This window comes from Nocardia vulneris (assembly GCF_001613425.1).
In the GTDB taxonomy this organism is placed as follows: Bacteria; Actinomycetota; Actinomycetes; order Mycobacteriales; family Mycobacteriaceae; genus Nocardia; species Nocardia vulneris.
Genome location: NZ_BDCI01000014.1, coordinates 1 through 22,842, shown reverse-complemented (window position 1 = coordinate 22,842; position 22,842 = coordinate 1). Strand labels below are relative to the sequence as shown.

General features: G+C 67.5%; 26 protein-coding genes. 14 read left to right on the top strand and 12 right to left on the bottom strand.

From position 1 onward, the window contains the following. A partial coding sequence (locus NVU01S_RS16300) for a DAK2 domain-containing protein (RefSeq protein ID WP_244896312.1) occupies positions 1 to 951 on the bottom strand: 951 nt, incomplete at its 3' end. Positions 952 to 1,312: 361 nt separating this feature from the next. Between NVU01S_RS16300 and rpmB the strand changes: the two genes are divergently transcribed. The 3 genes from rpmB (at position 1,313) to NVU01S_RS16285 (ending at position 2,941) form a co-directional block, all read left to right on the top strand. Next, positions 1,313 to 1,504, top strand: coding sequence for a 50S ribosomal protein L28 (gene rpmB, locus NVU01S_RS16295; protein ID WP_011210730.1), 192 nt, complete (start codon positions 1,313 to 1,315; stop codon positions 1,502 to 1,504). Between the two features lie 101 nt (positions 1,505 to 1,605). Then, a complete protein-coding gene (locus NVU01S_RS16290; protein WP_043676592.1) occupies positions 1,606 to 2,151 on the top strand; it encodes a GNAT family N-acetyltransferase in 546 nt (181 codons plus the stop codon). A gap of 10 nt (positions 2,152 to 2,161) precedes the next feature. After that, a complete protein-coding gene (locus tag NVU01S_RS16285; protein ID WP_043676590.1) occupies positions 2,162 to 2,941 on the top strand; it encodes an enoyl-CoA hydratase/isomerase family protein in 780 nt (259 codons plus the stop codon). Here the strand turns inward: NVU01S_RS16285 and NVU01S_RS16280 are convergent, their stop codons facing one another. The 4 genes from NVU01S_RS16280 to thiL all read right to left on the bottom strand — a co-directional run bounded on the left by NVU01S_RS16280 (position 2,942) and on the right by thiL (position 6,028). Further along, positions 2,942 to 3,802: an alpha/beta fold hydrolase gene (locus tag NVU01S_RS16280; protein WP_043676490.1), complete on the bottom strand. Its 861-nt coding sequence runs from the start codon at positions 3,800 to 3,802 to the stop codon at positions 2,942 to 2,944. Positions 3,803 to 3,864: 62 nt separating this feature from the next. Next, a complete protein-coding gene (locus NVU01S_RS16275) occupies positions 3,865 to 4,140 on the bottom strand; it encodes a hypothetical protein (RefSeq protein ID WP_014987124.1) in 276 nt (91 codons plus the stop codon). Between the two features lie 53 nt (positions 4,141 to 4,193). Next, positions 4,194 to 4,877: a uracil-DNA glycosylase gene (locus tag NVU01S_RS16270; RefSeq protein WP_014987125.1), complete on the bottom strand. Its 684-nt coding sequence runs from the start codon at positions 4,875 to 4,877 to the stop codon at positions 4,194 to 4,196. A gap of 11 nt (positions 4,878 to 4,888) precedes the next feature. After that, positions 4,889 to 6,028 (bottom strand): thiamine-phosphate kinase, encoded by a 1,140-nt coding sequence (thiL, locus tag NVU01S_RS16265; RefSeq protein WP_052280986.1) that lies wholly within the window; start codon positions 6,026 to 6,028, stop codon positions 4,889 to 4,891. A gap of 175 nt (positions 6,029 to 6,203) precedes the next feature. Between thiL and NVU01S_RS16260 the strand changes: the two genes are divergently transcribed. Further along, positions 6,204 to 7,115 carry a DUF3515 domain-containing protein gene (locus tag NVU01S_RS16260; protein ID WP_043676488.1) on the top strand — a complete coding sequence of 304 codons (912 nt, stop codon included), beginning with the start codon at positions 6,204 to 6,206 and terminating at the stop codon, positions 7,113 to 7,115. 289 nt (positions 7,116 to 7,404) lie between these two features. Here NVU01S_RS16260 and NVU01S_RS16255 read toward each other — a convergent pair whose 3' ends face one another. Genes NVU01S_RS16255 through NVU01S_RS16245 form a run of 3 tightly spaced genes read right to left on the bottom strand, consistent with a single transcriptional unit; the run spans position 7,405 to position 9,873 of the window. Then, on the bottom strand, positions 7,405 to 7,695 hold the full coding sequence (locus tag NVU01S_RS16255) for a DUF6191 domain-containing protein (protein ID WP_244896311.1): 291 nt from the start codon (positions 7,693 to 7,695) through the stop codon (positions 7,405 to 7,407). A gap of 35 nt (positions 7,696 to 7,730) precedes the next feature. Then, on the bottom strand, positions 7,731 to 8,726 hold the full coding sequence (locus tag NVU01S_RS16250) for a D-alanine--D-alanine ligase family protein (RefSeq protein ID WP_156162010.1): 996 nt from the start codon (positions 8,724 to 8,726) through the stop codon (positions 7,731 to 7,733). Between the two features lie 46 nt (positions 8,727 to 8,772). Further along, positions 8,773 to 9,873, bottom strand: coding sequence for a D-alanine--D-alanine ligase family protein (locus NVU01S_RS16245; RefSeq protein ID WP_043682909.1), 1,101 nt, complete (start codon positions 9,871 to 9,873; stop codon positions 8,773 to 8,775). A 234-nt stretch (positions 9,874 to 10,107) separates the two neighbouring features. On the opposite strand from NVU01S_RS16245, the gene NVU01S_RS16240 reads away from it, so the two are divergent. The 4 genes from NVU01S_RS16240 to NVU01S_RS16225 are packed head-to-tail and all read left to right on the top strand — an operon-like array spanning position 10,108 to position 12,706. Beyond that, complete coding sequence (locus tag NVU01S_RS16240; protein WP_156162011.1) at positions 10,108 to 10,923, top strand: hypothetical protein; 816 nt, start codon at positions 10,108 to 10,110, stop codon at positions 10,921 to 10,923. A gap of 26 nt (positions 10,924 to 10,949) precedes the next feature. Then, entirely contained in the window at positions 10,950 to 11,753 is an 804-nt protein-coding gene (locus tag NVU01S_RS16235; protein WP_043682912.1) for a hypothetical protein, read from the top strand. Then, entirely contained in the window at positions 11,750 to 12,319 is a 570-nt protein-coding gene (locus NVU01S_RS43390) for a hypothetical protein (RefSeq protein ID WP_156162012.1), read from the top strand. The genes NVU01S_RS16235 and NVU01S_RS43390 overlap by 4 nt, the downstream gene beginning before the upstream one ends. 54 nt (positions 12,320 to 12,373) lie before the next feature. After that, the gene (locus tag NVU01S_RS16225; RefSeq protein WP_043682918.1) at positions 12,374 to 12,706 is read left to right on the top strand and encodes a hypothetical protein; all 333 of its coding nucleotides are present in this window, start codon (positions 12,374 to 12,376) and stop codon (positions 12,704 to 12,706) included. Positions 12,707 to 12,709: 3 nt separating this feature from the next. On the opposite strand, the gene NVU01S_RS16220 is transcribed toward NVU01S_RS16225, so the two are convergent. Beyond that, on the bottom strand, positions 12,710 to 13,705 hold the full coding sequence (locus tag NVU01S_RS16220) for an NAD(P)H-dependent glycerol-3-phosphate dehydrogenase (protein ID WP_042254100.1): 996 nt from the start codon (positions 13,703 to 13,705) through the stop codon (positions 12,710 to 12,712). A 31-nt stretch (positions 13,706 to 13,736) separates the two neighbouring features. Here NVU01S_RS16220 and cofC point away from each other — a divergent pair, with 31 nt between their 5' ends. The 3 genes from cofC (at position 13,737) to NVU01S_RS16205 (ending at position 17,692) form a co-directional block, all read left to right on the top strand. Then, a complete protein-coding gene (gene cofC / locus NVU01S_RS16215) occupies positions 13,737 to 14,420 on the top strand; it encodes a 2-phospho-L-lactate guanylyltransferase (protein ID WP_043682921.1) in 684 nt (227 codons plus the stop codon). Between the two features lie 153 nt (positions 14,421 to 14,573). Beyond that, on the top strand, positions 14,574 to 16,733 hold the full coding sequence (locus tag NVU01S_RS16210) for an RNA degradosome polyphosphate kinase (protein ID WP_029897178.1): 2,160 nt from the start codon (positions 14,574 to 14,576) through the stop codon (positions 16,731 to 16,733). Between the two features lie 20 nt (positions 16,734 to 16,753). Next, positions 16,754 to 17,692 (top strand): NUDIX hydrolase, encoded by a 939-nt coding sequence (locus NVU01S_RS16205; RefSeq protein WP_043682935.1) that lies wholly within the window; start codon positions 16,754 to 16,756, stop codon positions 17,690 to 17,692. A 249-nt stretch (positions 17,693 to 17,941) separates the two neighbouring features. Here NVU01S_RS16205 and NVU01S_RS16200 read toward each other — a convergent pair whose 3' ends face one another. The 3 genes from NVU01S_RS16200 to leuC all read right to left on the bottom strand — a co-directional run bounded on the left by NVU01S_RS16200 (position 17,942) and on the right by leuC (position 20,823). Further along, the gene (locus NVU01S_RS16200) at positions 17,942 to 18,601 is read right to left on the bottom strand and encodes an HU family DNA-binding protein (RefSeq protein WP_043682925.1); all 660 of its coding nucleotides are present in this window, start codon (positions 18,599 to 18,601) and stop codon (positions 17,942 to 17,944) included. A 156-nt stretch (positions 18,602 to 18,757) separates the two neighbouring features. Then, complete coding sequence (gene leuD / locus NVU01S_RS16195) at positions 18,758 to 19,366, bottom strand: 3-isopropylmalate dehydratase small subunit (RefSeq protein WP_014987140.1); 609 nt, start codon at positions 19,364 to 19,366, stop codon at positions 18,758 to 18,760. 35 nt (positions 19,367 to 19,401) lie between these two features. Then, positions 19,402 to 20,823, bottom strand: a complete 1,422-nt coding sequence (leuC, locus tag NVU01S_RS16190) for a 3-isopropylmalate dehydratase large subunit (RefSeq protein ID WP_043682928.1) — start codon at positions 20,821 to 20,823, stop codon at positions 19,402 to 19,404. Positions 20,824 to 20,994: 171 nt separating this feature from the next. Here leuC and NVU01S_RS16185 point away from each other — a divergent pair, with 171 nt between their 5' ends. The 3 genes from NVU01S_RS16185 (at position 20,995) to NVU01S_RS16175 (ending at position 22,615) form a co-directional block, all read left to right on the top strand. After that, positions 20,995 to 21,696, top strand: coding sequence for an IclR family transcriptional regulator (locus NVU01S_RS16185; RefSeq protein WP_014987142.1), 702 nt, complete (start codon positions 20,995 to 20,997; stop codon positions 21,694 to 21,696). A gap of 33 nt (positions 21,697 to 21,729) precedes the next feature. Next, positions 21,730 to 22,230, top strand: a complete 501-nt coding sequence (locus tag NVU01S_RS16180) for a PPOX class F420-dependent oxidoreductase (RefSeq protein ID WP_043682931.1) — start codon at positions 21,730 to 21,732, stop codon at positions 22,228 to 22,230. A gap of 181 nt (positions 22,231 to 22,411) precedes the next feature. After that, positions 22,412 to 22,615: a DUF5302 domain-containing protein gene (locus NVU01S_RS16175; protein WP_014987144.1), complete on the top strand. Its 204-nt coding sequence runs from the start codon at positions 22,412 to 22,414 to the stop codon at positions 22,613 to 22,615. Positions 22,616 to 22,842: the final 227 nt, after the last annotated feature.

Sequence of the window (22,842 nt, the reverse complement as noted above, 5' to 3'; positions counted from 1 at the left end):
GTGCCGGGCCAGGGCGAAGCTCTCGATCCGGATACCGCTGAGCCGCCCCGCCACGAGCCCCGCCTCCACCGCCGCGCCGGCGTCGGCGCAGTGCACGTGCGCGGACCAGGAGCCCTGCCCGTCACCGACCACCACCACCGAATCCCCCAGCTCGGCGAGCCGGGCGCGCAGTGTCGCCAGCCGCGCCTCGTCGGTGTCGCCCAGCAGGTACATCACTTCGAATTGCGGTGTGGGCGAAGCTGTTTCGGACGGCTCGGATTCGGGCTGGGTCATGCCGGGTTCCTTCGGGGTGTACTCCGGCCGGGACGGGATCTCACCTAGCGTCACCGATACCAGGCTGTCCAGCAGCACCACCAGGCCGCGCGCGCCCGCGTCGACCACCCCGGCATCGCGCAGCACGCCGAGCTGCGACGGCGTTTCGCCCAGCGCCTTGGCCGCGCCGTCGGCCGCCGCCAGGGCGACTTCGGCGAGCGTGCCGTCGGCGTCCCCGGCGGCGCTGGCGGCGGCACAGTCGAGCACGGTGAGAATGGTGCCCTCGATCGGCACGCTCAGCGCCGCCCGGACCAGCACGGCCGCGCGCCGCAGCGCTTCGCGCAGCGTCGTCGCGGTCAATGGTCCCGCGTGGACGGCCTCGGCGATCCCGCGCAGCACCTGGGACAGGATGATGCCGGAATTGCCGCGAGCGCCGATCGTCGCGCCGCGCGCCATGGCGGCGGCGACCTCGTGCGCCGTCACCTCGCGCGCGCTCGACGGGGCCGCGATCGCCTCGGCGGCCGCCATCGCCGCGCGCATCGTCGCGAGCAGGTTCGTGCCGGTGTCGGCGTCCGGTATCGGGAAGACGTTGAGTGCGTTGATCTCCTCGCGCCGATGCGCCAGGCCGTCGAGGCACGTTCGACCCCAGCGCAGCAGCGCCGTGCCGTCCATCACATCCCGCACTCCGGGCACCGTCACCCCTCTCCCTCCGCCACTTGTGTCCGGCGCGCGGCACGCCGCCGGGCCCGCGCTCGCGCCGCAGACGCCGCTCGCCAGGTTAGCGGGCGATACCGACACCCGGCCGACGGTGTGGGCCACGGCGGGCGGCCGTGCGTTTCCGCCTACACTCGGGGTACCCCACAGCCGTCACCGGCATCGGCTGCCGACGCCCGGTTTGGTGGATCGGTGCCCGTCCCGCTACCCTTGCAGGGTTGCCTCGCGTGGCCGTCGCCGGTTTGCGCTGGCCGACATCAGTCGGCAGGGGTACGTCGATACATTGTTTCCGGACATGCTGCCCGCGGGCGGCGGTCCCCACCATGACATGAAGGAGTTCGCGACTATGGCTGCCGTCTGCGACGTCTGCGCCAAGGGCCCCGGCTTCGGGAAGTCGGTCTCGCACTCGCACCGGCGCACCAACCGTCGCTGGAACCCGAACATCCAGACCGTTCGCGCCCAGGTTGCGCCGGGTAACACCCGCCGCATGAACGTGTGCACCTCCTGCCTGAAGGCGGGCAAGGTCGTCCGCGGCTGATACGCCACGGCTGATCGGTACGAGACCGACGCACGCCCCGGCACCCTCACGGGTGGCCGGGGCGTAGTCATCTGCGGGTCCGTTCGGCGACCATGGTGCATATGACCGAGTCGACGTGGCGCATCCTGCCGCTCGCCGCCGAGCACACCTATCGCCTCGCCGAATGCCATATCGCCTGCTGGCGCGAGGCCTACGCGGACCTGGTGCCCGCGCATGTGCTCGCCGCGTTCGATGTGCGCCGCCGGGCCGCCCAGTGGGAACGCGACCGACTCCGCTACCCGGGACGCACGCACGTCGCGGTGCTCGGCGACGCAGTGATCGGTTTCGCGAGCGCGGGCGAGTCCACCGATGAATCACCGGTCACACCACTGGAGTTGAGCGCACTGTACGTCCGCGCGGCCTGGTACGGCACCGGCGTCGCCGACGATCTCCTGCGCACCGTGCTCGACCCGCGAAAGGCCTGCTCGCTGTGGGTCTTCGAGGACAATCCGCGGGCCCGCGCCTTCTACGGCAGGCACGGCTTCCGCCCGGACGGCGCGCGCAAGATCGAACCGTTCACCGCGGTGCTCGAGCTGCGCATGGTGCGCCCACCGGACGAAACCGACCTCGGCGCAACGCCGTCCGGCCCCGCCGTCGCCACACGTTAAAGTGCAGACCATGACCTCCACCGCGCAGACCGGGTACGTGAGCACCGTCGACGGCGTCCTGCAGATCACCATCGCCACCGCCGCCAACGGCACGTCCATGGACTTCGGTGGCATCGTCGCCGGCACGGCCGCCCTGCGCTCGCTCGGCGCGGACGTCGGGGCCGTGCTGCTGACGAGCAGCGGGGCGAACTTCTGCGCGGGCGGCAACGTGCGCGGCTTCGCGGCCGCCGACGATCGCGCCGCGCACATCTACGGTCTGGCCACCGACCTGCACCATTTCGTCCGCGCGCTGGACGCGACCGCGGTGCCGGTGGTCGCGGGCGTGCACGGCTGGGCGGCGGGCGCGGGTATGAGCCTGGTCTGCGCCGCCGATATCGCGCTCGGCGGACCCGGCACCAAATTGCGTCCCGCCTACCCCGGCATCGGGCTCAGCCCCGACGGCGGCATGTCCTGGACGCTGCCGCGCATCGTCGGACTGGGCCGGGCGCGCGAGATCCTGCTCACCGACGCCGTGCTGGACGCCGACGAGGCGGTGCGGCTCGGCATCCTCAGCAGGCTGGTCGCCGACGAGGACGTGCAGAGCGCGGCGCTCGACCTGGCCCGCACGCTCGCCGCCGGACCGCGTTCGACCCATGCCAGCATCAAAACGCTGCTGGCCCAGTCGACTTCGTCGACCCTCAGCGACCAGCTCGACCGGGAGCGCGAGGCGATCGCCGCCGCGGCCGACGGCCCGACCGGGCGCGAGGGTGTGGACGCGTTCGTGGCGAAGCGCAAGCCGGAGTACCGGTAGTCACGGTTCGTTGCGCAGCACGAACTTGGCGACCGCGTCGGTGAACGAATCGTTGTTGTCGCCCGCCGCGGTATGCGCGGCGCCGCCGATCTCGACCAGCTCCGCGTGCGGCACCAGTTCCTGGAAGGCCGCGGCTCCCTCGGCGCTCACCACGTCGGATTGCAAGCCGCGCACCAGCAGCACGGGCATGCTCAGCCGGCGGGCCGCCGCCTCCATCTGATCGACCATCTCCGAGGCGTCCTCGACCCGGCCGGCGAGCATGTCCGGATCCCAGTGCCAGTACCAGCGACCGTCGCGCTGGCGCAGATTGCGTTGCAGCCCGTCGGTGTTCTCCGGACGCGGACGATGCGGCAGATATTCGGCAACGGCGTCGGCGACCTGCTCGAGCGAATCGAAGCCGTCCCGATGCCGGCCGAGGAAGTCGATCACCCGCGCCACCCCGGCCTGTTCGGGCCTGGTCACGATGTCGACGAGCACCAGCGCCTTGATCGGCGCGCCGGAGACCGCGGTGGCGAGCAGCCCGGTGATCCCGCCCATACTGGCCCCCACCACCACGGCGGGCGCACCGAGCTGCTCCAACACCAGCAAGAGATCTCGAACCATGGTGTCGCGGCGATAATCACCGTCCGCGGACCATTCGCTGTCACCGTGCCCGCGCGCGTCCAGGGTGACCACCCGCATACCGGAGGCCGCCAGCTTCACGCCGGTCTGCTTCCACGAGTGCCTGGTCTGCCCGCCGCCGTGCAGGAACACCACGAGCGGGCCGGCTATCGGGCCGAATTGGTCGGCGACTAGCTCGAGACCACCCGAACCACGCAGCCGCAGCGACGCGGGCTCGAGCAGATTGTTCGCATTACTCACTAACCGAGGATCGCATAGAACTGGTTACAGTTCACCCGCGAGCCCTCGAGACGGGTTTCCGCTCAGCAATTCCACTTGCCGGACGCGCTGAAGGTGTTCTGCAGCAGGCAGGTGACCTTGGCGTTGACCGACGACGAGATGGTGGACGAGCCGTTGGAGGTGAATTCCTCACCGATCGGCGCCGACGTGGTACCGGCCGGAGCCGAGGTGGTGTCCGTGGCCTGCTCCAGCGGCAGACCCTTGGCACTCGCGGTGGCGGCGCCACCGGCGAGAGCGGCGCAGAGGGCCAGGGTGGCGGTGGTGCCGCGCAGTGCGCCACGAACGGTGGTGTTGGGCATGGGTAGAGCTCCTCACTCGATTCGAACTCGGTAGATCACACACAGACGCCTGCTCACGGCAGGCGCCAGTCAACGGGTTCGGCACCCAGCTCGTCGAGCAATTCGTTCACTCGGGAGAACGGGCGGGAACCGAAGAAACCGCGCGACGCCGACAGCGGCGACGGATGCGCGGACTCGATATAGGGCACCTCGGCCTCGACCAGGGTCGGCTTCAGCGTCGACGCGTCCCGACCCCAGAGGATCGCGACCAGCGGCTCATCCCGCGCGACCAGCGCGCGAATCGCCTGCTCCGTCACCGCTTCCCAGCCCTTGCCGCGATGCGAGGCGGGCTGACCCGGTGTCACCGTCAACACCCTGTTCAGCATCAGCACACCCTGGTCCGACCACGGGCTCAGGTCGCCGCAGGACGGGGTCGGATGGCCGAGATCCTTGGTGTATTCGGCGAAGATATTGGACAGGCTGCGCGGCACCGGCGAAACATCCGGAGCGACAGAGAAACTCAAGCCCATCGCGTGCCCGGGAGTCGGATACGGGTCCTGGCCCACCACGAGCACACGGACCGCGTCGAACGGGCGCTGGAACGCGCGCAGCACATTCTCACCGGCCGGTAGATAGCCCCGGCCCGCCGCGTTCTCGGCGCGCAGGAACTCGCCCATGGCCGAAATTCGATCCGCCACCGACTCGAGTGCCTTCGCCCATCCCGGATCCATGATTTCCGACAGTGGTTTCGCGCCCATGACCGCACAACTTAGCGTGGTTCACCGGGCGATGCCGAGTCCGCCCCACCGAACGATTCCCAGCCGGCGCTGCCGGAGCGCGGCACACCGTCGACTGTGACGCCGTGACCGGCGCACACGCGCCCGATCGGCACCCAGCCCGGCGGCAGCGGCCGACCGGCGGGCCAGGTGCCGGCGAAGGCGTGGTCCTCGCCGCCGGTCAGAATCCATTGCGCCGCATCGGCATCCAATGCGCCGGCGATTCGCTCGAGCGCCGGGTCGCGCAGCGCCGCGGAATCCAGATCGATGGAGACGCCCGAGGACTCGGCGATATGTCCGAGATCGGCGAGCAAGCCGTCGGAGACGTCGGTGAGTGAATTCGGGCACGGTGTTGCCGGATTCGCTGTGTTGTTGGGCGGGTGCGCGGCAGCGTCATCGCGTGGGGGCGGCGCAGCGTCGTTGTGCGGGTGCGCCGCAACATCGTCGTGCGAGTGCGACGCAGCGTCATCGCGTGGGTGCGGCGCAACATCGTTGTGCGGTTGCGCTGCAGTGTCTTTCGTGGACAGGACGTCCAGCACTGCCGTGTAGGGGGGCTGCGGGACTCGATGCGCGGCAAGCACTTCGGCGAACTCGGCGGAGTCCACACCGGCGGTCAGCGCCGCGAGACCGGCCGCGGACCAGCCGAGCCGGCCCGCCACCGCGACCGTGTCGCCCACGCGCGCACCGGCTCTCGGCACCGGGGCCCGGCCGTTCAGGTCACCGAACGCGGTCACCGAGATGACGATCTCGCGGCTGCGCACCAGATCGCCGCCCGCGATCGAGGCGCCGGCGCGGGCCGCTTCCGCCCACATCCCGTCGGCCAGGCCGTCGACCACCTCGAGCGGGGTGTCGGACGGTAAACCGAGCGCGACCACGAACGCGCTGGGCGCGGCGCCCATCGCGACCACGTCGGCGGCGTTCTGCGCGATCGCCTTACGGCCGATGTCCGCGGGGCTGGACCAGTCGAGCCGGAAGTGCCGGTCCTGCACCAGCATGTCGGTGGTCACCACGAATCGGCCGTCCGGCGCGGCGACCAGCGCGGCGTCGTCACCCGGCCCGAGCAGCACGCCAGGTGCCTGCACCCGACGCCGGTTGATCCGCTCGATCAGCGCGAACTCCCCCAGTTCGCGCACCGTCCGCGGCGTAGCGCTCTCGCTGATGACCGGGTCCTTTCCGACACGCTGCTGGCTGGAAACGACCCGAAGGTACCCTTTCCAGGGCAATCGAGTACTACCGGGCCGGTCACGGCACCCGCGGCAGCGATCGCGGCCCCCGCCCGGTCATCCAGCGCAGGAAGGGTCGGTGAGCATGGCGGCGGAATCGTCGGACCGCGATTCGTCGAAGGGCGAGGACGCCGCAGCGGGCGGTGCGTCCGCGCGCGACACCGAGAAGTCCTCGACTGTGGGGCCAGGCGAGTCGGCAACCGATGCCGCGGACCAGACCGGCACCGACGCCACGGAAAGCACCAGCCCCGACGCCATCACGGAAAACACTGATACCGACGCGGCTGCCCCCGGAAACTCCCACCCCACCGCCGTCGCTGGAACCACTGACGTCGACGGGACGGCGACAGGTAAACGCGATGCCGATGCGGCGACCACTCGAAGTGGCGGTGCCGAATCCGCGCGTGGTGGCGCGGACGACACCGAAGAGCCCGAAGCCTCTGCGAGCACCGATGCGGTTGCGCGGCAGTATCCGCCTGCGCTGATCGCCACGGCTGTCGCGCTGCCGGTGGTGCTCATTGTCGGGCTACTCGTGGCCGCGGTGCTCGCCCGGCGCGCGCCGGTCGAACGCGAACCGCTGGTGCTCGGTCCGGTTCCCGCACCCGCCGCGGACGGTCAGGCGTGCGTGACGTTGCTGCCCGCCTTACCCACCACCGTCGGCGACTTCACCAAATCCACTCTCGTAGAACCCTCCCCGCCCGGCACCCGCGCCTGGCAGCGGCCCGACGGCGGCGACGCGATCGTGCTGCGCTGCGGCCTCGATCGCCCGCTCGAATTCAACCGCGCCTCACCCTTGCAGATGGTGAACAACGTCCAGTGGTTCGAGGCCCGTGATCCGGCCGCCAAGGCCAGCACCTGGTTCGCCGTCGACCGCGAGACCTATATCGCGCTCACCGTGCCCGACGGCTCCGGACCCACACCGCTGCAAAGCGTCTCCGACGCGATCACCGCCAACCTCCCGGCCAAGGCGCTCGACCCGGGGCCGCTGCCCAACTGATCGCGGCGGCGTCGGCCCCTCGGACTCGAAGTCACGGTCCCGTCAGGACTCGAGGCCACTGCGCCTGGGGACTCGAGGCTGCCGTGCTGGGGACTCGAAGTCACTGCGCCCCTGGGGACTCGAAGCCGCCGTGCCTGGCGACTCGAAGCCCCTGCGCCCCTGAGGACTCGAAGCCGCCGTGCCTGGCGACTCGAAGCCCCTGCGCCCCTGAGGACTCGAAGCCGCCGTGCCTGGCGACTCGAAGTCGCTGCGCGGGCGGCTCGGAGGCGCCGTACTTTGCCACTCGAACTCACTGCGCCGACGGACTCAACGTCACCTTGCCGTTGGACAGGTCCACATCCACACCCCCAGGCGCGCCGTCCCCCGGGTTCTCCCGATACATCAGCGTCGACTGCACCTGCTCGAACTCGTGCTGCTTCCCCGCCGCGAACACCGCATCGAACTGCTCGAACCCCACGGCCGCCACCGGCCGACCGCTGTCGCGCATCCACGGCACCAGCGACTTCCCGCTCACCTTCCGCCACATCACCTCGGCAAAGGACAGCGCGATCAGCAACAGCGCCAACCCCGGAATCGTCATCGCCACGAGCATGACTCGACGATACGCAGAAACGGCTAACCGAGCTTGCGCAAAGCGTGCAGGCAGATCTGCTCGCACAGTTCGGCGAAGTCGATTCCGGCGGCCGCCGCGGATTGCGGCAGCAGGCTGGTCGCCGTCATGCCCGGCAGGGTGTTCGCTTCGAGACACCAGATGTCACCGGCGGCGTCGACCCGGAAATCGACGCGACTGTAGGCACCGAGCTTCAGCGCCCGGTGCGCGCGCACCGCCTGGGTGCGCATCTCGTCCGCCAATCCGGTGCGAATCTCGGCCGGGAAGATCTCGACCGCGCCCCCGACCTGATATTTGCTGCGGTAGTCGAAGATCTCGCTGCCCTGCGGAATGATCTCGCCGACCGCGAGTGGGGCGTCGCCGAGCACGCCGACCACGAATTCGCGTCCCGGCACAAACCTTTCGACCATCACCTCGTCGTCGTGTGCGCGGGCCACCCGCACCGCTTCGGCGTAGTGCGCGGGATCCTTGACCACCGTCAGGCCGACCGTGGAGCCCTGTTTGTTCGGTTTGACGATCACCGGCCAGCCGAGCCGATCATCGAACTCGTCGGCCGCCGCCATCTCCCAGTCCGGTGTCGGCACCCCGGCGAGCCGGAACAGCCGCTTGGATACGTCTTTGTCCATCGCCATCGCACTGGCCAGCACGCCGCTGCCGGTGTAGGGCACGCCCGCCAGATCGAGCAGCCCCTGGATGGTGCCGTTCTCGCCGGTGCCGCCGTGCAGCGCCAGGAAGACGACGTCGACGTCGCGCAATCCGCCCTGCTCGCACAGCAATCGCATGGTCACGTCCGGTACCGCACCGCTGACCTGCGGCGGCTCCGCCGGGACCGTCGCCGCCATGAGCCGACCCTCGCCGTCGGCGTCGAGGCGGCCCGCCGTGGTGTCGTAGGCCGAGACCTCGTGCCCGCGCGTGCGCAACGCGCGAAACACCTGCCCCGCCGTGGCAATCGAGACATCCCGCTCGGCATTCGTGCCGCCGAACAACACCGCTACCTGCATCTGACCCGCCTTCATCCGCGCTCGATGCCGCCGGTATCGACCGCGACTAGCGAAGTCCGGTGCCGCGTGTGACGGCGGTTTCGATCAGGGTGGAGATCAAGGTCCGGTAGTCGATGCCGGTGGCATCCCACATTTTCGGGTACATCGAGATGGGGGTGAAACCGGGCATGGTGTTGATCTCGTTGATCACCGGCCCGTCCGCGGTGATGAAGAAGTCCACTCGGGCCAGGCCCTGACAGTCCAGCGCACGGAACGCCTTGACCGCGAGTTCCCGCACGTTGTCGGCGATTTCGTCGTCCAGCTTCGCCGGGATGTCGAATTCGCAGACGTCGTCGAGGTATTTGGTCTCGAAGTCGTAGAACTCGGGGTGCGCCGCGGCGTCGTCCTCCGGCATCCGGATCTCGGCCAGCATGCTCGCCTGCACCCGTCCGTCCGGGAACTCCAGCACGCCGCATTCCACCTCGCGGCCGATGATGCCCGCCTCGACAATGACTTTCGGGTCGTGCGCACGCGCCACCGCGATGGCGGGGTCGAGTTCGGCCCAACTGGTCACCTTGGTGATACCGATCGAGGAGCCGCCGCGTGCGGGCTTGACGAACACCGGCAGACCGAGCCGATCCCGGTCCGCCGCATCGAGTGTCGCGGTGCCCGGCCGCAATACCACCTGCTTGCCGACCGGCAGTCCTTCGGCCGCAAGGAGTTTCTTGGTGAACTCCTTGTCCATGCCCGCCGCACTGGCCAGCACGCCCGGTCCGACGTAGGGCACGCCGACGAGTTCCAGCAGACCCTGCAGAGTTCCGTCCTCGCCGAACGGCCCGTGCAGGATGGGGAATACGACATCCACCGCGCCGAACGTCGCGTGCGGATCGTCCAGGGCGACCAGCGCGCCGGAGCCGCCCCGGCCCGCGGCCAGCGTCAGCGCGGTGCCGGTGCCGTCCACCGCGGGCAGCGCACGATCGTGGAAGCCGAGCGCGGCGACCTCCGAATCGGCCAGCACCCAGGTGCCTTCGGTGCTGATCCCGATCGGTACCACATCGTATTTTTCCGGATCCAGATTGCGCAGCACGCTACCGGCCGACACGCACGACACAGCGTGCTCATTGCTCCGCCCGCCGAAAACCACAGCCACCCGGATCCGGTTCGTCATGCCCCGAACCGTACCCGCCACCCCTACCGCCTCCACCGCTACCCATTCCCGTGACGCTCCACGCTATGTAACGGTCCCCGAAAATGGCAGTGCGGTTCAGTTGACAAACCGACCGGTCCCAGCGAGGGTGATCGCGTCCGTCTCGGCGGCTGACTCGAAGTGGGGGTATACGTTGATTGTCCGTTTTACGATGCCGCCTGCATTGCAGGCCCGAGGTCGCGGTGGGGTGACGTGATGGCCGGCGGATACTACAACCACTACGACGATCCTGATGAATTCTGGGACGAGGAGCCGCTCAGACCGACCACGAAGCCCGCGCCCGAACCTCGGTCGTCGTACGGCAACGCCGCGGGTCGACCGCCTGCGTCCGGTGTGCCCTCGCCGCCGTTCACACCCGAAGCGTCGCCCAGCCGTCCTGTGCCTGCAGGCCGCGGAACAGCAGGCTCGGTCAACTCGTCAACCGCCATGACAAGGCTCGGCATAACGCCGCCGCCGAAATCATCGCTGATTTCCGTCGACGTCGCCGACGACCGTCTACCCAAGAGCATCAAGCTGGGGCGCGACTGGAAGTACGCATTCACCCCTGCTCAATACGGTCAGTCGATTGTGGAGGCGTATCGCTACGGAATGTACGAGTGGGCCGCGCGCACGGTCGAATCCGGCGAATTGCCACCGTCGACTATACCGTCTCTGCGTACCGCCGCACCTTTACTGCTGCGAACCCGCTCTATCGACGAGTACAGAGTGCTGTACGACCAACTGTTTCTAGAAACTCCGATTCAGGTGCAAGGACCGGGACGCGACGCCTTCGGTCAGTCGGCCCTCACGGTCCGGGCCACGTGGTCGAAATTGATCTCGATCACAATCGACCCGGACTGGGCAGCAGGCATCGAAGCCGATTTCATCGCGCAGGATATTCTCGATTGCTGTCAGCAGATACGCGCAAAGAAGCCTCGACCGATAATCGATAGCCACTTCACGCACGTCGCGGACGACGAGCTGGCGTCGCAGGTGCTGGAACACGAGCAGTATCTTCTGACATACAGCTAGCTCGAGAAAGAACGGAATTCGGATTAATGGTCGAATTATCGGAAAAGACCCTTACCAAAGTTCGGGATGACTTCTCCCGCGCGGTCGACGAGGTCAAGAAGACACCTGATCAAATTAACGACGCTGTCGACAAGCTGAAGTACATCGCTCCCCTGGTTTATCTGAAGGTGAGCGAAGTCAGGGACGACATACAAGACACCCTGGCCGAACTGTTCGAGAATCTCAAGCAGGCTGTCGAGGGCATGTTCGCGCCCTGGTTGTTCCTGGACTACGCGGCAAAATGGCAATGGATCGGCGCCGAAGTACGCGGGTGTATCGGCATGCAGGGCCGCCGCGAGCTGAATATGGAAGGTCGATGGGATGGAAGCGCCTACAAGTCGTTCAAGACGACCAAGGAAAGCCAGCAGGCGGCGATGACCACCATCGACAACATGTGCACCACCATTCACGATCGGATGATCACTGTCGCCGAAGAGGGACAGAACCTTTACTACAACCTGGCCAATAAACTGGCCACGATAGTCGCAAACGTCGGCACATTCGTCGAGGAGACAGCAGCCACGGCTGGTGTTGCGTCGATCTGGACCATCAACAATTTGAACTCCGCTATCGTGGCGGCCGTCGAACTCGTCGCCCAGTTGCTCACCGACTTCGTCAAGGTCCAAAGCAAAGTCTTCGTCGCGAGCAACGACCTCAAGAACCTTATCCGGGCACCAACTGGGTTCGATGTCGCCAAATCTGGTGCCGTAACATGGCCCTCCGGCGCGACCGATCTGTTTGACAACAAGGATGACGATTGGCACCAGGACGGCGAGGAGAAAGCGAAATGAGTTCCTATCGATCCAAGCCCCTGGCCCCTTTCTCGACCCGCCTCCTGGCGCTTTCGTGTGCCACCGCAGCCAGCGGCATATTTGTTTTGTCCGCGTGCGGATCGGACGATTTCGTTACCCCGACAGCAGCACCGAGTTCTTCATCGACGACAACGGAGCCGGGGCCGTGCCCCAGAGGTCCGATCTCTCCGGCGCAGAACGCCGACGAAAAACTCTTGACGGCAGAACTCGAGAAGTTGTCTTTCCCCGCAGGCACCTGCTTCTTCATGGTCGATACCGTGGACCGGAGTGATGAGCCGGGCAAGATAGCGATCACAGTCGACTTGAATGTGGCGGCATCGTCGAGTCCCGACGATCTGCGCCCCGCCGCCACCGAAATCGCACACCTGCTGAAGAAATCAGCAGTAGCGACCCGCACATCGGTCGTGGACGTCACCAACGCGGGCGCGGCGAAGCCAACATACCGGACACTGCTGACCGACGAGAATTTTCAAGAGCATCCGTGGAACGGTACCCCCTCCACGGAAGCCGAACTGGCGATTTGGCGGATCGTGAATCCGGGCTGAGCTCGATCGGCCTATGAACGCAATGAGTATCGAACACCCGTGGAGTGATCAATCATGGCCAGAGAACTGAAGGTAGACGTCGACCTGCTCGAGCAGGTCTCCAAAGTTTGGCTGAACGAGGTCGCCCCGGAGTTGGCACAGACCGCCGGGGAGATCGACCCGCTGAAGTACACCGTTGTACAGTTCGGCCCGCTGTTCTTCGGGATGTGGGACTCCTACACGGGCGCAGCGGAATTCATACAGAAGCGGCTCAACGAGGCGAAGCCTGTGGCCGAGCGGATCGGCAACGCATTGCACACTGCCGCCACCAGCTTCGCGCTCCAGCAGGAACAACAGGTGCAAGAGACCGAGAAGCTGAAGCACATCATCGAAAACTCCGGGAACTGATGCCTACTCCGGCTTGATTCGGCGGCCGAGGAGGTTGCCTACGGCGGCGAGGACGGGGACGTTTTCGTGGCAGACCTGGTGGACGGCGGTGGTGAGGGGCATGTCGACGGTGTGCTTTTCGGCGAGGGCGCGGATGGAGGTGCAGGATTTGACGCCCTCGGCGACCTGGCCGTGGGTCGCCTCCTGCGCCGATTCCATGGAACCGCCCGCGCCGAGCGCGTGCCCGAAGGAGCGGTTGCGCGACAGCGGCGAGGTGCAGGTCGCCACGAGGTCGCCGACGCCGGCCAGGCCGGCCAGGGTCGCCGGTTCGGCGCCGAGGGCGACGCCGAGCCGGATGATCTCGGCGAGACCGCGGGTGATGATGCTCGCGACGGTGTTGTCGCCCAGGCCCATGCCGGAGGCGATACCGCAGGCGAGGGCGATCACGTTCTTACAGGCGCCGCCGATCTCGCAGCCGATCACGTCGGTGTTGGTGTACGGGCGGAAATAACCGGTGGCGCAGGCCTGTTGCACCGCGACAGCACGTTCGGCATCGGTGCACGCGATCACCGTTGCCGCGGGCTGGCAGGTGGCTATCTCGCGCGCCAGGTTCGGACCGGACAGCACCCCGATCCGGCTCGGGTGGGCGCCACTGACGTCGGCGATCACCTGGCTCATCCGGAGCAGGGTGCCGGTCTCGATGCCCTTGGCCAGGCTGAGCAGGGTCGAGTCCGGGCCGATCAGGTCCTTCCAGTGCGCGAGATTCGCGCGCAGGGACTGCGACGGCACGGCGAGGACGACCAGGTCCGCGCCGTCGAGCGCGACCGCCGGGTCGTGCGTGGCCGCGATCGGCGGCAACTGAATATCGGAAAGATAGGACGGATTGCGATGATCGGTGCGCAGTACCTCGGCGACCTCGGGCCGTCGAGCCCAGATGGTGACATCGGTGCCCGCGTCCGCCAAAACCTTCGCGAACGCGGTACCCCATGATCCCGCGCCCAGTACTGCCGCCCTCGTCATCTGCCCAATATGCCATGGAAGGATTGGTCGCATGCGCCCGCACGCCGTGCATGCCGTGATCGCGGTCAAGAGCCTCGATCAGGCCAAGAGTCGACTGGCCGACCGGCTGCGCCCGGAACACCGGGCCCGGTTGGTCCTGGCCATGCTCGCCGACACCGTGACCGCCGCCGCGACCGTCGAGGAGATCGCCTCGGTCACCGTCGTCACGCCCGATCCGGCGGTGACCGATCTGGCGCGCACGCTCGGTGCCGCCGTCCATCCCGAGCCGCGTCCGCTCGGCTCGGACAGTTTGAACGCCGCACTCGCCGATGCCGCCGCCGCCCTGCGCCACCGGCACGGTGCGGTCGATCTGCTCGCCGTGCAAGCGGACCTGCCCGCGCTGCGGCCGGAGGAACTGGCCGATATGTTGGCGACCGCGCCGCGCGGCGTCCGCTCTATCGTGGTCGATCACGCGGGCACCGGAACGGCCGCGCTACTTGTCCGCGACCCTGTCGTCCCGCTCGACCCGAGGTTCGGACCCGGCTCGGCGGGCAAGCATGTCGCGGCGGGCGCGGTGGACCTGCCCGGCGATTGGCCGGGGTTACGGCTGGATGTGGATACGGCCGACGACCTGGACCTGGCGATCGAGCTCGGCGCGGGCGGGTCGACCCGTGCTGTGCTGCACGACATCGGCTGGCAGGGCCGCGTTCACCAGCCCGTTCGCCGAGTGTGCTAGAAGGTCGCCACACCAGCGGCCGATGGTGACGGCAATCGCAGTGTCGGCCTGCACATCGCACCCCGAGTAGGGGATGATCGTTGGCGTGAGTGAGCTAACTATGGACCGGTGCGCATCGCGCATGTCGGCGCCGAGCGCCAGCGAGGTACGGGCATGAGCGATACCGAGACCGTCAAGCAACAGTTGCTGCCCACCCCGCCGCCCGCGGCCTCACCGGTGCCGACGGACGCCACCGTCGAGCAGTTGCCACGCGATCGCTATCTCAATCGAGAGTTGAGTTGGCTCGACTTCAACGCGCGCGTGCTGGCCCTGGCCGAAGACGCTTCGCTGCCACTGCTCGAACGGGCCAAGTTCCTCGCGATCTTCGCGTCGAATCTCGACGAGTTCTACATGGTGCGGGTCGCGGGCCTGAAACGGCGCGCCGAGACCGGTTTACTGGTGCGCTCCGCCGACGGCCGCTCCCCCGGCGAACAGCTGGAGTTGATCACCAAGCGCACCCAGGAGATCGCCGAGCGGCACGCGCGGGTCTTCCTCGACGAGGTGCTGCCCGCGCTGACCGACGAGGGCATCGCGATCATCGACTGGAAAGATCTCAACGACGATGAGCGCCAACGCCTCTCGGGGCACTTCCAGGATCAGGTGTTCCCGGTGCTCACGCCGCTGGCCGTCGATCCGGCGCACCCCTTCCCCTACATCAGCGGCCTGAGTCTCAATCTCGCCGTGACGGTGAAGGATTCGTCGACCGGCGGCGAGCACTTCGCCCGCGTCAAGGTGCCGGACAATGTCGACCGGTTCGTCCGCGTGCGGCGCACCGACTCGAATTCCCCCATCGCGGCGTTCCTTCCGATGGAGGAACTGATCGCGGCGCACCTCGATCTGCTGTTCCCCGGCATGGAAGTGGTTGAGCAGCACTCGTTCCGGATCACCCGCAACGCCGACTTCGAGGTCGACGAGGATCGCGACGAAGACCTGTTGCAGGCGTTGGAGCGCGAACTCGCCCGGCGGCGGTTCGGATCGCCGGTGCGCCTGGAGGTCTCGGACGACATGACCGAGCACATGCTCGAATTGTTGTTGCGGGAACTGGATGTCGATCCCGGCGACGTCATCCAGGTGCCCGGCCTGCTCGACCTGTCCTGCCTGTGGCAGGTGTACGGCGTGGACCGGCCGAACCTCAAGGACACCCCGTACGTGCCCGCGACGCCTGCCGCGTTCGGCGAGCGGGAGACGCCGCGCAACGTGTTCGCGGCGCTGCGCGAGGGCGATGTGCTGGTGCACCATCCCTACGATTCGTTCTCCACCAGCGTGCAGCGGTTCATCGAGCAGGCGGCCGCCGACCCGCAGGTGCTCGCGATCAAGCAGACGCTCTACCGCACCTCCGGTGACTCCCCGATCGTCAACGCGCTCATCGACGCCGCGGAGGCGGGCAAGCAGGTCGTCGCGCTGGTCGAGATCAAGGCGCGCTTCGACGAGCAGGCCAACATCAAATGGGCGCGCGCGCTGGAGCAGGCGGGCGTCCACGTGGTCTACGGTCTGATCGGCCTCAAGACGCACTGCAAGACGTGCCTGGTGGTGCGCCGCGAGGGCGCGACCATCCGCCGCTACTGCCATATCGGCACCGGCAACTACAACCCGAAGACCGCGCGGCTCTACGAGGATGTCGGATTGCTCACCGCCGCACCGGAAATCGGCGCCGACCTGACCGACCTGTTCAATTCGCTGACGGGTTACTCACGAAAAGAGAACTACCGCAACCTGCTCGTCGCGCCGCACGGCGTGCGCGCCGGGATCATCGAACGGATCCAGCGCGAGACCGAGTTGGCCAAGGCGGGCAAGGATGCCCGAATCCGGCTGAAGGCCAACGCCATCGTCGACGAGGAGATCATCGACGCGCTCTATCGGGCCTCGCTGGCCGGCGTGCCGGTGCAGATCGTGGTGCGCGGAATCTGCGGTCTGCGGCCCGGGGTGCCGGGCATGAGCGAGAACATCGAGGTGCGCTCGATCCTCGGCCGCTTCCTCGAACACTCCCGCGTCATGCACTTCCAGGCCCAGGATCAGTACTGGATCGGCAGCGCCGACATGATGCACCGCAACCTCGACCGGCGCGTGGAAGTGATGGCGCAGGTGAAGGATCCGCGGCTGACCGAACAACTCGGCCAGGTTTTCGACTCCGCGCTGCATCCCAACACCCGCTGCTGGGTACTCCGGTCGGATGGTAATTGGCTCGCTTGGCCGGAGCACGCCGGAGATGACGACGTGAAAGTACGTGACCACCAGGAATTCCTCATGCGGCTGCGGAGGCCCGATCAGCAGTGAGCGGTCGCACCGGGTACGAGATGGAAGGGGGTCCCTTCTGGGACCCCCGGGTAACCGCCAACATTCACGCCGCGGGCGCGGTGGTGTGGCGCAGGACGGCGGGCGGCACGATCGAGATCGCCGTCGTGCATCGACCCAAGTATCAGGATTGGTCGCTGCCCAAGGGCAAGCTCGACCCCGGCGAGACGCCGGTGCTCGCCGGCCTCCGCGAGGTGCGCGAGGAGACCGGGCTGGACTGCAAGCTCGGTCGCTACCTCGGCCACGTCACCTACCCGATTCCGGGGCACCGCAAGCTGAAGCGGGTCGACTACTGGGCGGCGACGGTCGCCGGTGGCGAGTTCAGCGCCAATAGCGAAGTGGACGTGCTGAATTGGCATCCGCTGGATCGGGTGATGGATCAGCTGTCCTACCCGATGGACCGGCAGGTGGTGCGCGCGTTCACCCGGCTGCCACCGGACACCAGCACCCTGCTGCTGGTGCGGCACGCGAAAGCTGGTCGGCGCGACCGCTTCTCCGGTCCGGACCCGCTGCGCCCGCTGGATCGGGAGGGGCAGTCCCAATCCCGGGTGCTGGTGCCGAATCTGCTGGCGTTCGGGGCATCTGAGATTCATTCGGCCGATCCGGTGCGCTGTGTGCAGACGGTGACACCGTTGGCGGAGAAGCTCGGCACCGAGATCGTGCTCGAGCCGCTGCTGTCCGAAACCGGTTATGCCGCAGCGCAGGACGCGGCGCGCGAGCGACTCGTCTCGCTGGTCTCGGATACCGAGGTTCGCGTTGTGTGCAGTCAGGGCAAGGTGATTCCGGATCTGCTGCACTGGTGGGCCGAACGGGACGGTGTCACCCTGCCCTCCGCGCGCAACCGCAAGGGCAGCGTCTGGGTACTGTCGTGCCACCGCGGCAAGCTGGTCGCGGCCGACCACATGGACCGCACCTTGTCCGCCGACGTCGTCCGGGCCTGAGCGCACCGTCCCCAAAGCCGGACCCCGACAGGGCAAACCGGCCCTTTCCCGCCCGCATCGGGCCGGAAAGGGCCGCTACGGCTGCGTCTGGCAGCCGAACCGGCCGGTCACCGGGCACGGCCCTCGACGCCCGCCCGCGGTGCGCGGGAGCCAAACTCAGCCCACATGGCCCGAAAGACCGGTCAGCACAGCCGAAACGGCCCCGGAGGCGAAGCTCCGGGGCCGTTTTCGCGGTCTTACCGCTTGTTCCTAGCGGCTGCGACGAGCCGGCGCCTTCTTGGCGGCCGTCTTCTTCGCGGGCGCCTTCTTGGCGACGGTCTTCTTTGCCGCAGTGGTCTTCTTGGCGGCGGTGACCTTCTTGGCGGGGGCCTTCTTGGCCGCAGCCTTCTTCACCGTGGCCTTGGCCGGAGCCTTCTTGGCTACGGTCTTGGTCGCAGTCGCCTTGCGAGCGGCGGTCTTTGCGGGTGCCTTCTTGGCAGCCTTCTTCGCCGTCGTCTTGGCGGGGCCCTTGGTCGGGGTCGCCTTCTTGGCGGCAGTCTTCTTGGCTGCCGTCTTCTTGGCGGCCGCCTTCTTCGCTGCCACCGGGGCATTCGCGCCGCGCTTGACGGCCGGGCCGCTCGCGGTCAGCTTCTGCTTGCCGGCGATCACGGCCTTGAACTGAGCGCCCGGACGGAACGCAGGCACCGAAGTGGGCTTCACCTTGACCGTTTCGCCGGTGCGCGGGTTGCGGGCGACACGAGCCGCACGCTTACGCTGTTCGAACACACCGAATCCGGTGATTGTGACGCTCTGACCCTTGTGCACCGCGCGCACGATGGTGTCGACCACATGCTCGACTGCCGCGGTGGCCGTGCGCCTGTCCGTACCCAACTTTTCGGTCAGAACGTCGATCAGTTCCGCCTTGTTCATTGAATCCTCCGCAGACTAATGGCCCGTCGTCGGACCGACTAGGTACCACGGTAAACCCACAATGGGCAAGAGTCTATGTGCCACGCCAAAATTCATGTGGTTTAGCACACGTCCAGCTATCGGCCCCCTGCCCATCCAGCTAACCGAGCGGGGTGTTTAGGACTGCGAAATACGTGCTGGGAGGGTAGTGGGTTTCCATGCTGGCCTTGCGTTTTCGAACTCGGCGATGGTCTCGCTGCGGCGCAGAGTGAGCCCGATGTCGTCCAATCCTTCGAGCAGACGCCACCGTGTGTAGTCATCAATATCGAACGGCAACACGGCGGTTCCAGCGGTCACCGTGCGCGCCTCGAGGTCCACAACCAATTCGAGCCCGGGCTGTTCCTCGAGCAACTTCCAGAGCATTTCGACATCGTTCTGTGACATCTGAGCGGCCAGCAGACCGCCCTTACCGGCATTGCCGCGGAAGATGTCGGCGAACCGGGACGAGATCACCACCCGAAAGCCGTAGTCCGACAGCGCCCAAACGGCGTGCTCACGTGAGGATCCGGTGCCGAAATCGGGGCCGGCCACCAGCACACTTCCCCGCTTGTACGGCTCGGTGTTCAGAATGAAGTCCGGATCCGTTCGCCATGCGGCGAACAGTCCGTCCTCGAATCCGGTGCGGGTCACCCGCTTCAGGTACACGGCCGGGATGATCTGATCGGTATCGACATTGGAACGGCGGAACGGCACGCCGATCCCCTGATGCACGGTGAAGGCTTCCATTGATTCTCCTGAGTCGGTAGAGGTATCGCGCCCGGTCAGTCCAGATCCGCAGGCGAGGACAGGGTTCCGCGGACCGCCGTCGCGGCCGCTACGAGCGGGGAAACCAGGTGTGTGCGGCCGCCTTTGCCCTGGCGGCCCTCGAAGTTCCGGTTCGACGTGGAGGCGCAGCGCTGCCCCGGCGCGAGCTGATCCGGATTCATTCCCAAGCACATTGAGCACCCCGCCTGCCGCCATTCGGCGCCCGCCGCGGCGAAAATGTCGCCCAGTCCTTCTAATTCAGCCTGTGCGCGAACCCGCATCGAGCCCGGTACAACCAACATTCGCACTCCGTCGGCGACCCGGCGTCCCTTTAAAATCCCGGCCACCGCACGCAAATCCTCGATGCGCCCGTTGGTGCACGAACCGACGAATACGGTGTCGATCGCCACATCGCGCAACGGCGTTCCCGGCGCCAAATCCATGTATCGCAGCGCTTTCTCCGCGGACTCGCGCGCCGTCTCGTCGGCTATCTGGGCGGGATCGGGCACCGATTCGCCAAGGGGCGCGCCCTGTCCCGGGTTCGTGCCCCAGGTGACGAAGGGGGTCAGCGCGTTCGCGTCGATGTGCACCTCGGCGTCGAAAACCGCGCCCTCGTCGGTCTTCAGCGCCTCCCAGGCGGCCACTGCTGCCGTCCAGTCGTCCCCCTGCGGGGCGTGCGGCCGTCCGGCGAGGAATTCATAGGTTGTTTCGTCAGGGGCGATCATGCCCGCCCTGGCGCCCGCCTCGATGGACATGTTGCAGATGGTCATTCGCGCCTCCATGGACATCGCGCGAATCGCCTCACCGCGGTACTCCAGCACGTAACCCTGGCCGCCACCGGTGCCGATCTTCGCGATGACGGCGAGAATCAGGTCTTTACTCGTCACCCCGGGCGCCAACGTGCCGTCGACGGTGATCGCCATCGTCTTGAACGGACGCAGCGAGAGTGTCTGGGTGGCAAGCACATGCTCCACCTCGGAGGTGCCGATGCCCATCGCCAGTGCGCCGAACGCACCGTGCGTCGAGGTGTGGCTGTCACCGCAGACCACCGTCATCCCGGGCTGCGTCAGCCCCAACTGCGGGCCGACGACGTGCACGATGCCCTGATCCAGATCGCCCATCGGATGCAGCCGCACACCGAATTCCGCACAGTTGCGGCGCAAGGTGTCCACCTGGGTGCGCGAAACGGGGTCGGCGATCGGCTTGTCGATATCGACCGTCGGGACATTGTGATCCTCGGTCGCGATGGTGAGATCGGGACGCCGCACCGGCCGGCCCGCCGCCCGTAGCCCGTCGAAGGCCTGCGGACTGGTCACCTCGTGCACGAGATGCAGGTCGATGTAGATCAGGTCGGGCTCGCGCCCGACGCCCTCGCCCTCGCCGCGGGCGACGACATGCTGCTCCCACACCTTTTCGGCCATGGTGCGCGGCTGTGCCATTCTCGATCACCTTTCGACAAGCATCCGGTCCGCGATCGGGGCTGTGAACGCGGCGACGGCTGCACAAGTTTTTTTCGGATATGCGAGACCGGATGTCGCGTGGCGAGCAGCCGCGCCGGGGAGTATCCGCAGCAGTGGATTTCCCAGCATCCGAGACGCTAGTATCGTTCTATGAGACAGCATAGCGGCATCGGCGTCCTCGACAAAGCAGTGGCGGTGTTGTACGCCGTCGCCGAGCATCCCTGCGGTCTCAACGAGCTGTGCGCCCGCACCGGGCTCCCCCGCGCCACCGCACACCGGCTCGCCGTCGGACTCGAGGTGCATCGCCTGCTTGCCCGCGACAACGGCGGCATGTGGCGGCCGGGTCCCGCGCTCGCCGAACTCGCCGCGGGAGCCACCGATCCGCTGCTGGAGGCCGCTTCGGCCGTGCTGCCCCGATTGCGCGAGATCACCGGCGAAAGCGTCCAGCTGTACCGCCTGGACGGCAATGCGCGCGTCTGCATCGCGGCGATGGAACCGCCGGTCGGCCTGCGCGACACCGTGCCCGTCGGCGCGCGCCTGCCGCTGACCGCCGGTTCGGCCGCGAAAGTCCTGCTCGCCTGGGCCGATCCCGAGCTGCAGCGCACCATCCTGGCCGACGCCGTCTTCGGCGAACGCGCCGTCACCGAGGTCCGCAAGCGCGGGTGGGCACAGAGCGCCGCCGAACGCGCGTCCGGCGTGGCCAGCGTCTCCGCGCCCGTCCGCGACGCCGGCGGCACCGTGATCGCCGCCGTCTCCGTGTCCGGCCCGATCGACCGGATGGGCCGCCGGCCGGGCGCCCGCTGGGCCGCCGACCTGGTCGCCGCCGCCGAGGCCCTGCACAAGCGCCTATAACACGTTCTAGAAATCTGCCTCTAGAGTTGGCCCATGGGAGTCAACCAACGGGCACAGATCGTCATGTCCGAGACCGAGATCACCGAGTTCCTGCAGCGCAGCCGCATCGCGACGCTCGCCACCCTCGGCAAGGACGGCAGGCCGCACCTGACCGCCATGTGGTACGCGCTGCTCGACGGCGAGATCTGGTTCGAGACCAAGACCAAGTCGCAGAAGGCGGTCAATCTGCGCCGCGACCCGCGCATCACCTGCATGATCGAGGCCGGCCAGACCTACGACCAGCTGCGTGGCGTCGCCATCGAGGGCCGGGCCGAGATCATCGACGACCCCGACCAGTTGTTCGCCGTCGGGGTCAGCGTCTGGGAGCGCTACACCGCCCCGTACAGCGCGGAGGTGCGTCCCATGGTCGAGGCCATGCTGCACAAACGCTCCGCCATCCGCGTCGTCCCCGAGCGCGTCCGCAGCTGGGACCACCGCAAGCTCGGCCTCCCCCCGATCCCCTTCGGCGGCACCACCGCCCACCCCCTGGACTAACCGATCCCACCTCTCGAGACACCACCCGCACACCCGGCTCCGCCCGCCACCGGAGACGCGCGGCGATATCCACCTGACATCCCCTTCCCCGGCGACTACCGTCGAACCGTTCGACACCGATCGGCCGGGCACCGCTGCCCCCAGTGCTGCGGCGCGCGGCCGCGACGACGAGGAGCAGGCGATGGCGGAATCGGATAGTTCCCAGAGCTCAGGCAGTTCCGAGGGCGCAAGCGCCGACGAGGTGAAACGAAAGTTCAAAGAGGCGCTGGACCGCAAAAACAAGAACCACGCCCGAACCGCCGACCACCTCGACGGCCGCTCCAAGGCATCAGCCGCCCACGGCAACGCCAGCCACAAACGCGAATTCCGCCGCAAGAGCGGATAAGCACCAGGCCCTCCGCCCCGCGGAGGGCCTAACTTTTTCCGCCCCCACCTGCATCACCCACCCCCGGACGCGAAGCGACGGCACAACGGCCAGCGAAGCACCCCATAGCGGACGCCCAGCACCCTGGACCCGAAGCGACACCAGAACGGACAGCGAAGCACCCCGCAACGAACCCCGACAACGTCACCAAACCGCTGCGAACAACGGCAGCCCAAGCAGCGAAGCAA

Excerpts from the sequence above, each read along its gene's own strand:
- NVU01S_RS16275 (WP_014987124.1), bottom strand. The coding sequence starts at position 4,140 with ATGCCCAACACCACCGTTCGTGGCGCACTGCGCGGCACCACCGCCACC.
- cofC (WP_043682921.1), top strand. The coding sequence starts at position 13,737 with ATGCGCCCGCACGCCGTGCATGCCGTGATCGCGGTCAAGAGCCTCGAT.
- NVU01S_RS43390 (WP_156162012.1), top strand. The coding sequence starts at position 11,750 with ATGAGTTCCTATCGATCCAAGCCCCTGGCCCCTTTCTCGACCCGCCTC.
- NVU01S_RS16270 (WP_014987125.1), bottom strand. The coding sequence starts at position 4,877 with ATGGGCGCGAAACCACTGTCGGAAATCATGGATCCGGGATGGGCGAAG.
- NVU01S_RS16180 (WP_043682931.1), top strand. The coding sequence starts at position 21,730 with ATGGGAGTCAACCAACGGGCACAGATCGTCATGTCCGAGACCGAGATC.
- NVU01S_RS16245 (WP_043682909.1), bottom strand. The coding sequence starts at position 9,873 with ATGACGAACCGGATCCGGGTGGCTGTGGTTTTCGGCGGGCGGAGCAAT.
- NVU01S_RS16175 (WP_014987144.1), top strand. The coding sequence starts at position 22,412 with ATGGCGGAATCGGATAGTTCCCAGAGCTCAGGCAGTTCCGAGGGCGCA.
- NVU01S_RS16210 (WP_029897178.1), top strand. The coding sequence starts at position 14,574 with ATGAGCGATACCGAGACCGTCAAGCAACAGTTGCTGCCCACCCCGCCG.
- rpmB (WP_011210730.1), top strand. The coding sequence starts at position 1,313 with ATGGCTGCCGTCTGCGACGTCTGCGCCAAGGGCCCCGGCTTCGGGAAG.
- NVU01S_RS16250 (WP_156162010.1), bottom strand. The coding sequence starts at position 8,726 with ATGCAGGTAGCGGTGTTGTTCGGCGGCACGAATGCCGAGCGGGATGTC.
- NVU01S_RS16255 (WP_244896311.1), bottom strand. The coding sequence starts at position 7,695 with ATGACGATTCCGGGGTTGGCGCTGTTGCTGATCGCGCTGTCCTTTGCC.
- NVU01S_RS16235 (WP_043682912.1), top strand. The coding sequence starts at position 10,950 with ATGGTCGAATTATCGGAAAAGACCCTTACCAAAGTTCGGGATGACTTC.
- NVU01S_RS16185 (WP_014987142.1), top strand. The coding sequence starts at position 20,995 with ATGAGACAGCATAGCGGCATCGGCGTCCTCGACAAAGCAGTGGCGGTG.
- NVU01S_RS16220 (WP_042254100.1), bottom strand. The coding sequence starts at position 13,705 with ATGACGAGGGCGGCAGTACTGGGCGCGGGATCATGGGGTACCGCGTTC.
- NVU01S_RS16290 (WP_043676592.1), top strand. The coding sequence starts at position 1,606 with ATGACCGAGTCGACGTGGCGCATCCTGCCGCTCGCCGCCGAGCACACC.
- leuD (WP_014987140.1), bottom strand. The coding sequence starts at position 19,366 with ATGGAAGCCTTCACCGTGCATCAGGGGATCGGCGTGCCGTTCCGCCGT.
- NVU01S_RS16285 (WP_043676590.1), top strand. The coding sequence starts at position 2,162 with ATGACCTCCACCGCGCAGACCGGGTACGTGAGCACCGTCGACGGCGTC.
- NVU01S_RS16225 (WP_043682918.1), top strand. The coding sequence starts at position 12,374 with ATGGCCAGAGAACTGAAGGTAGACGTCGACCTGCTCGAGCAGGTCTCC.
- NVU01S_RS16240 (WP_156162011.1), top strand. The coding sequence starts at position 10,108 with ATGGCCGGCGGATACTACAACCACTACGACGATCCTGATGAATTCTGG.
- NVU01S_RS16260 (WP_043676488.1), top strand. The coding sequence starts at position 6,204 with ATGGCGGCGGAATCGTCGGACCGCGATTCGTCGAAGGGCGAGGACGCC.
- NVU01S_RS16200 (WP_043682925.1), bottom strand. The coding sequence starts at position 18,601 with ATGAACAAGGCGGAACTGATCGACGTTCTGACCGAAAAGTTGGGTACG.
- NVU01S_RS16205 (WP_043682935.1), top strand. The coding sequence starts at position 16,754 with ATGGAAGGGGGTCCCTTCTGGGACCCCCGGGTAACCGCCAACATTCAC.
- leuC (WP_043682928.1), bottom strand. The coding sequence starts at position 20,823 with ATGGCACAGCCGCGCACCATGGCCGAAAAGGTGTGGGAGCAGCATGTC.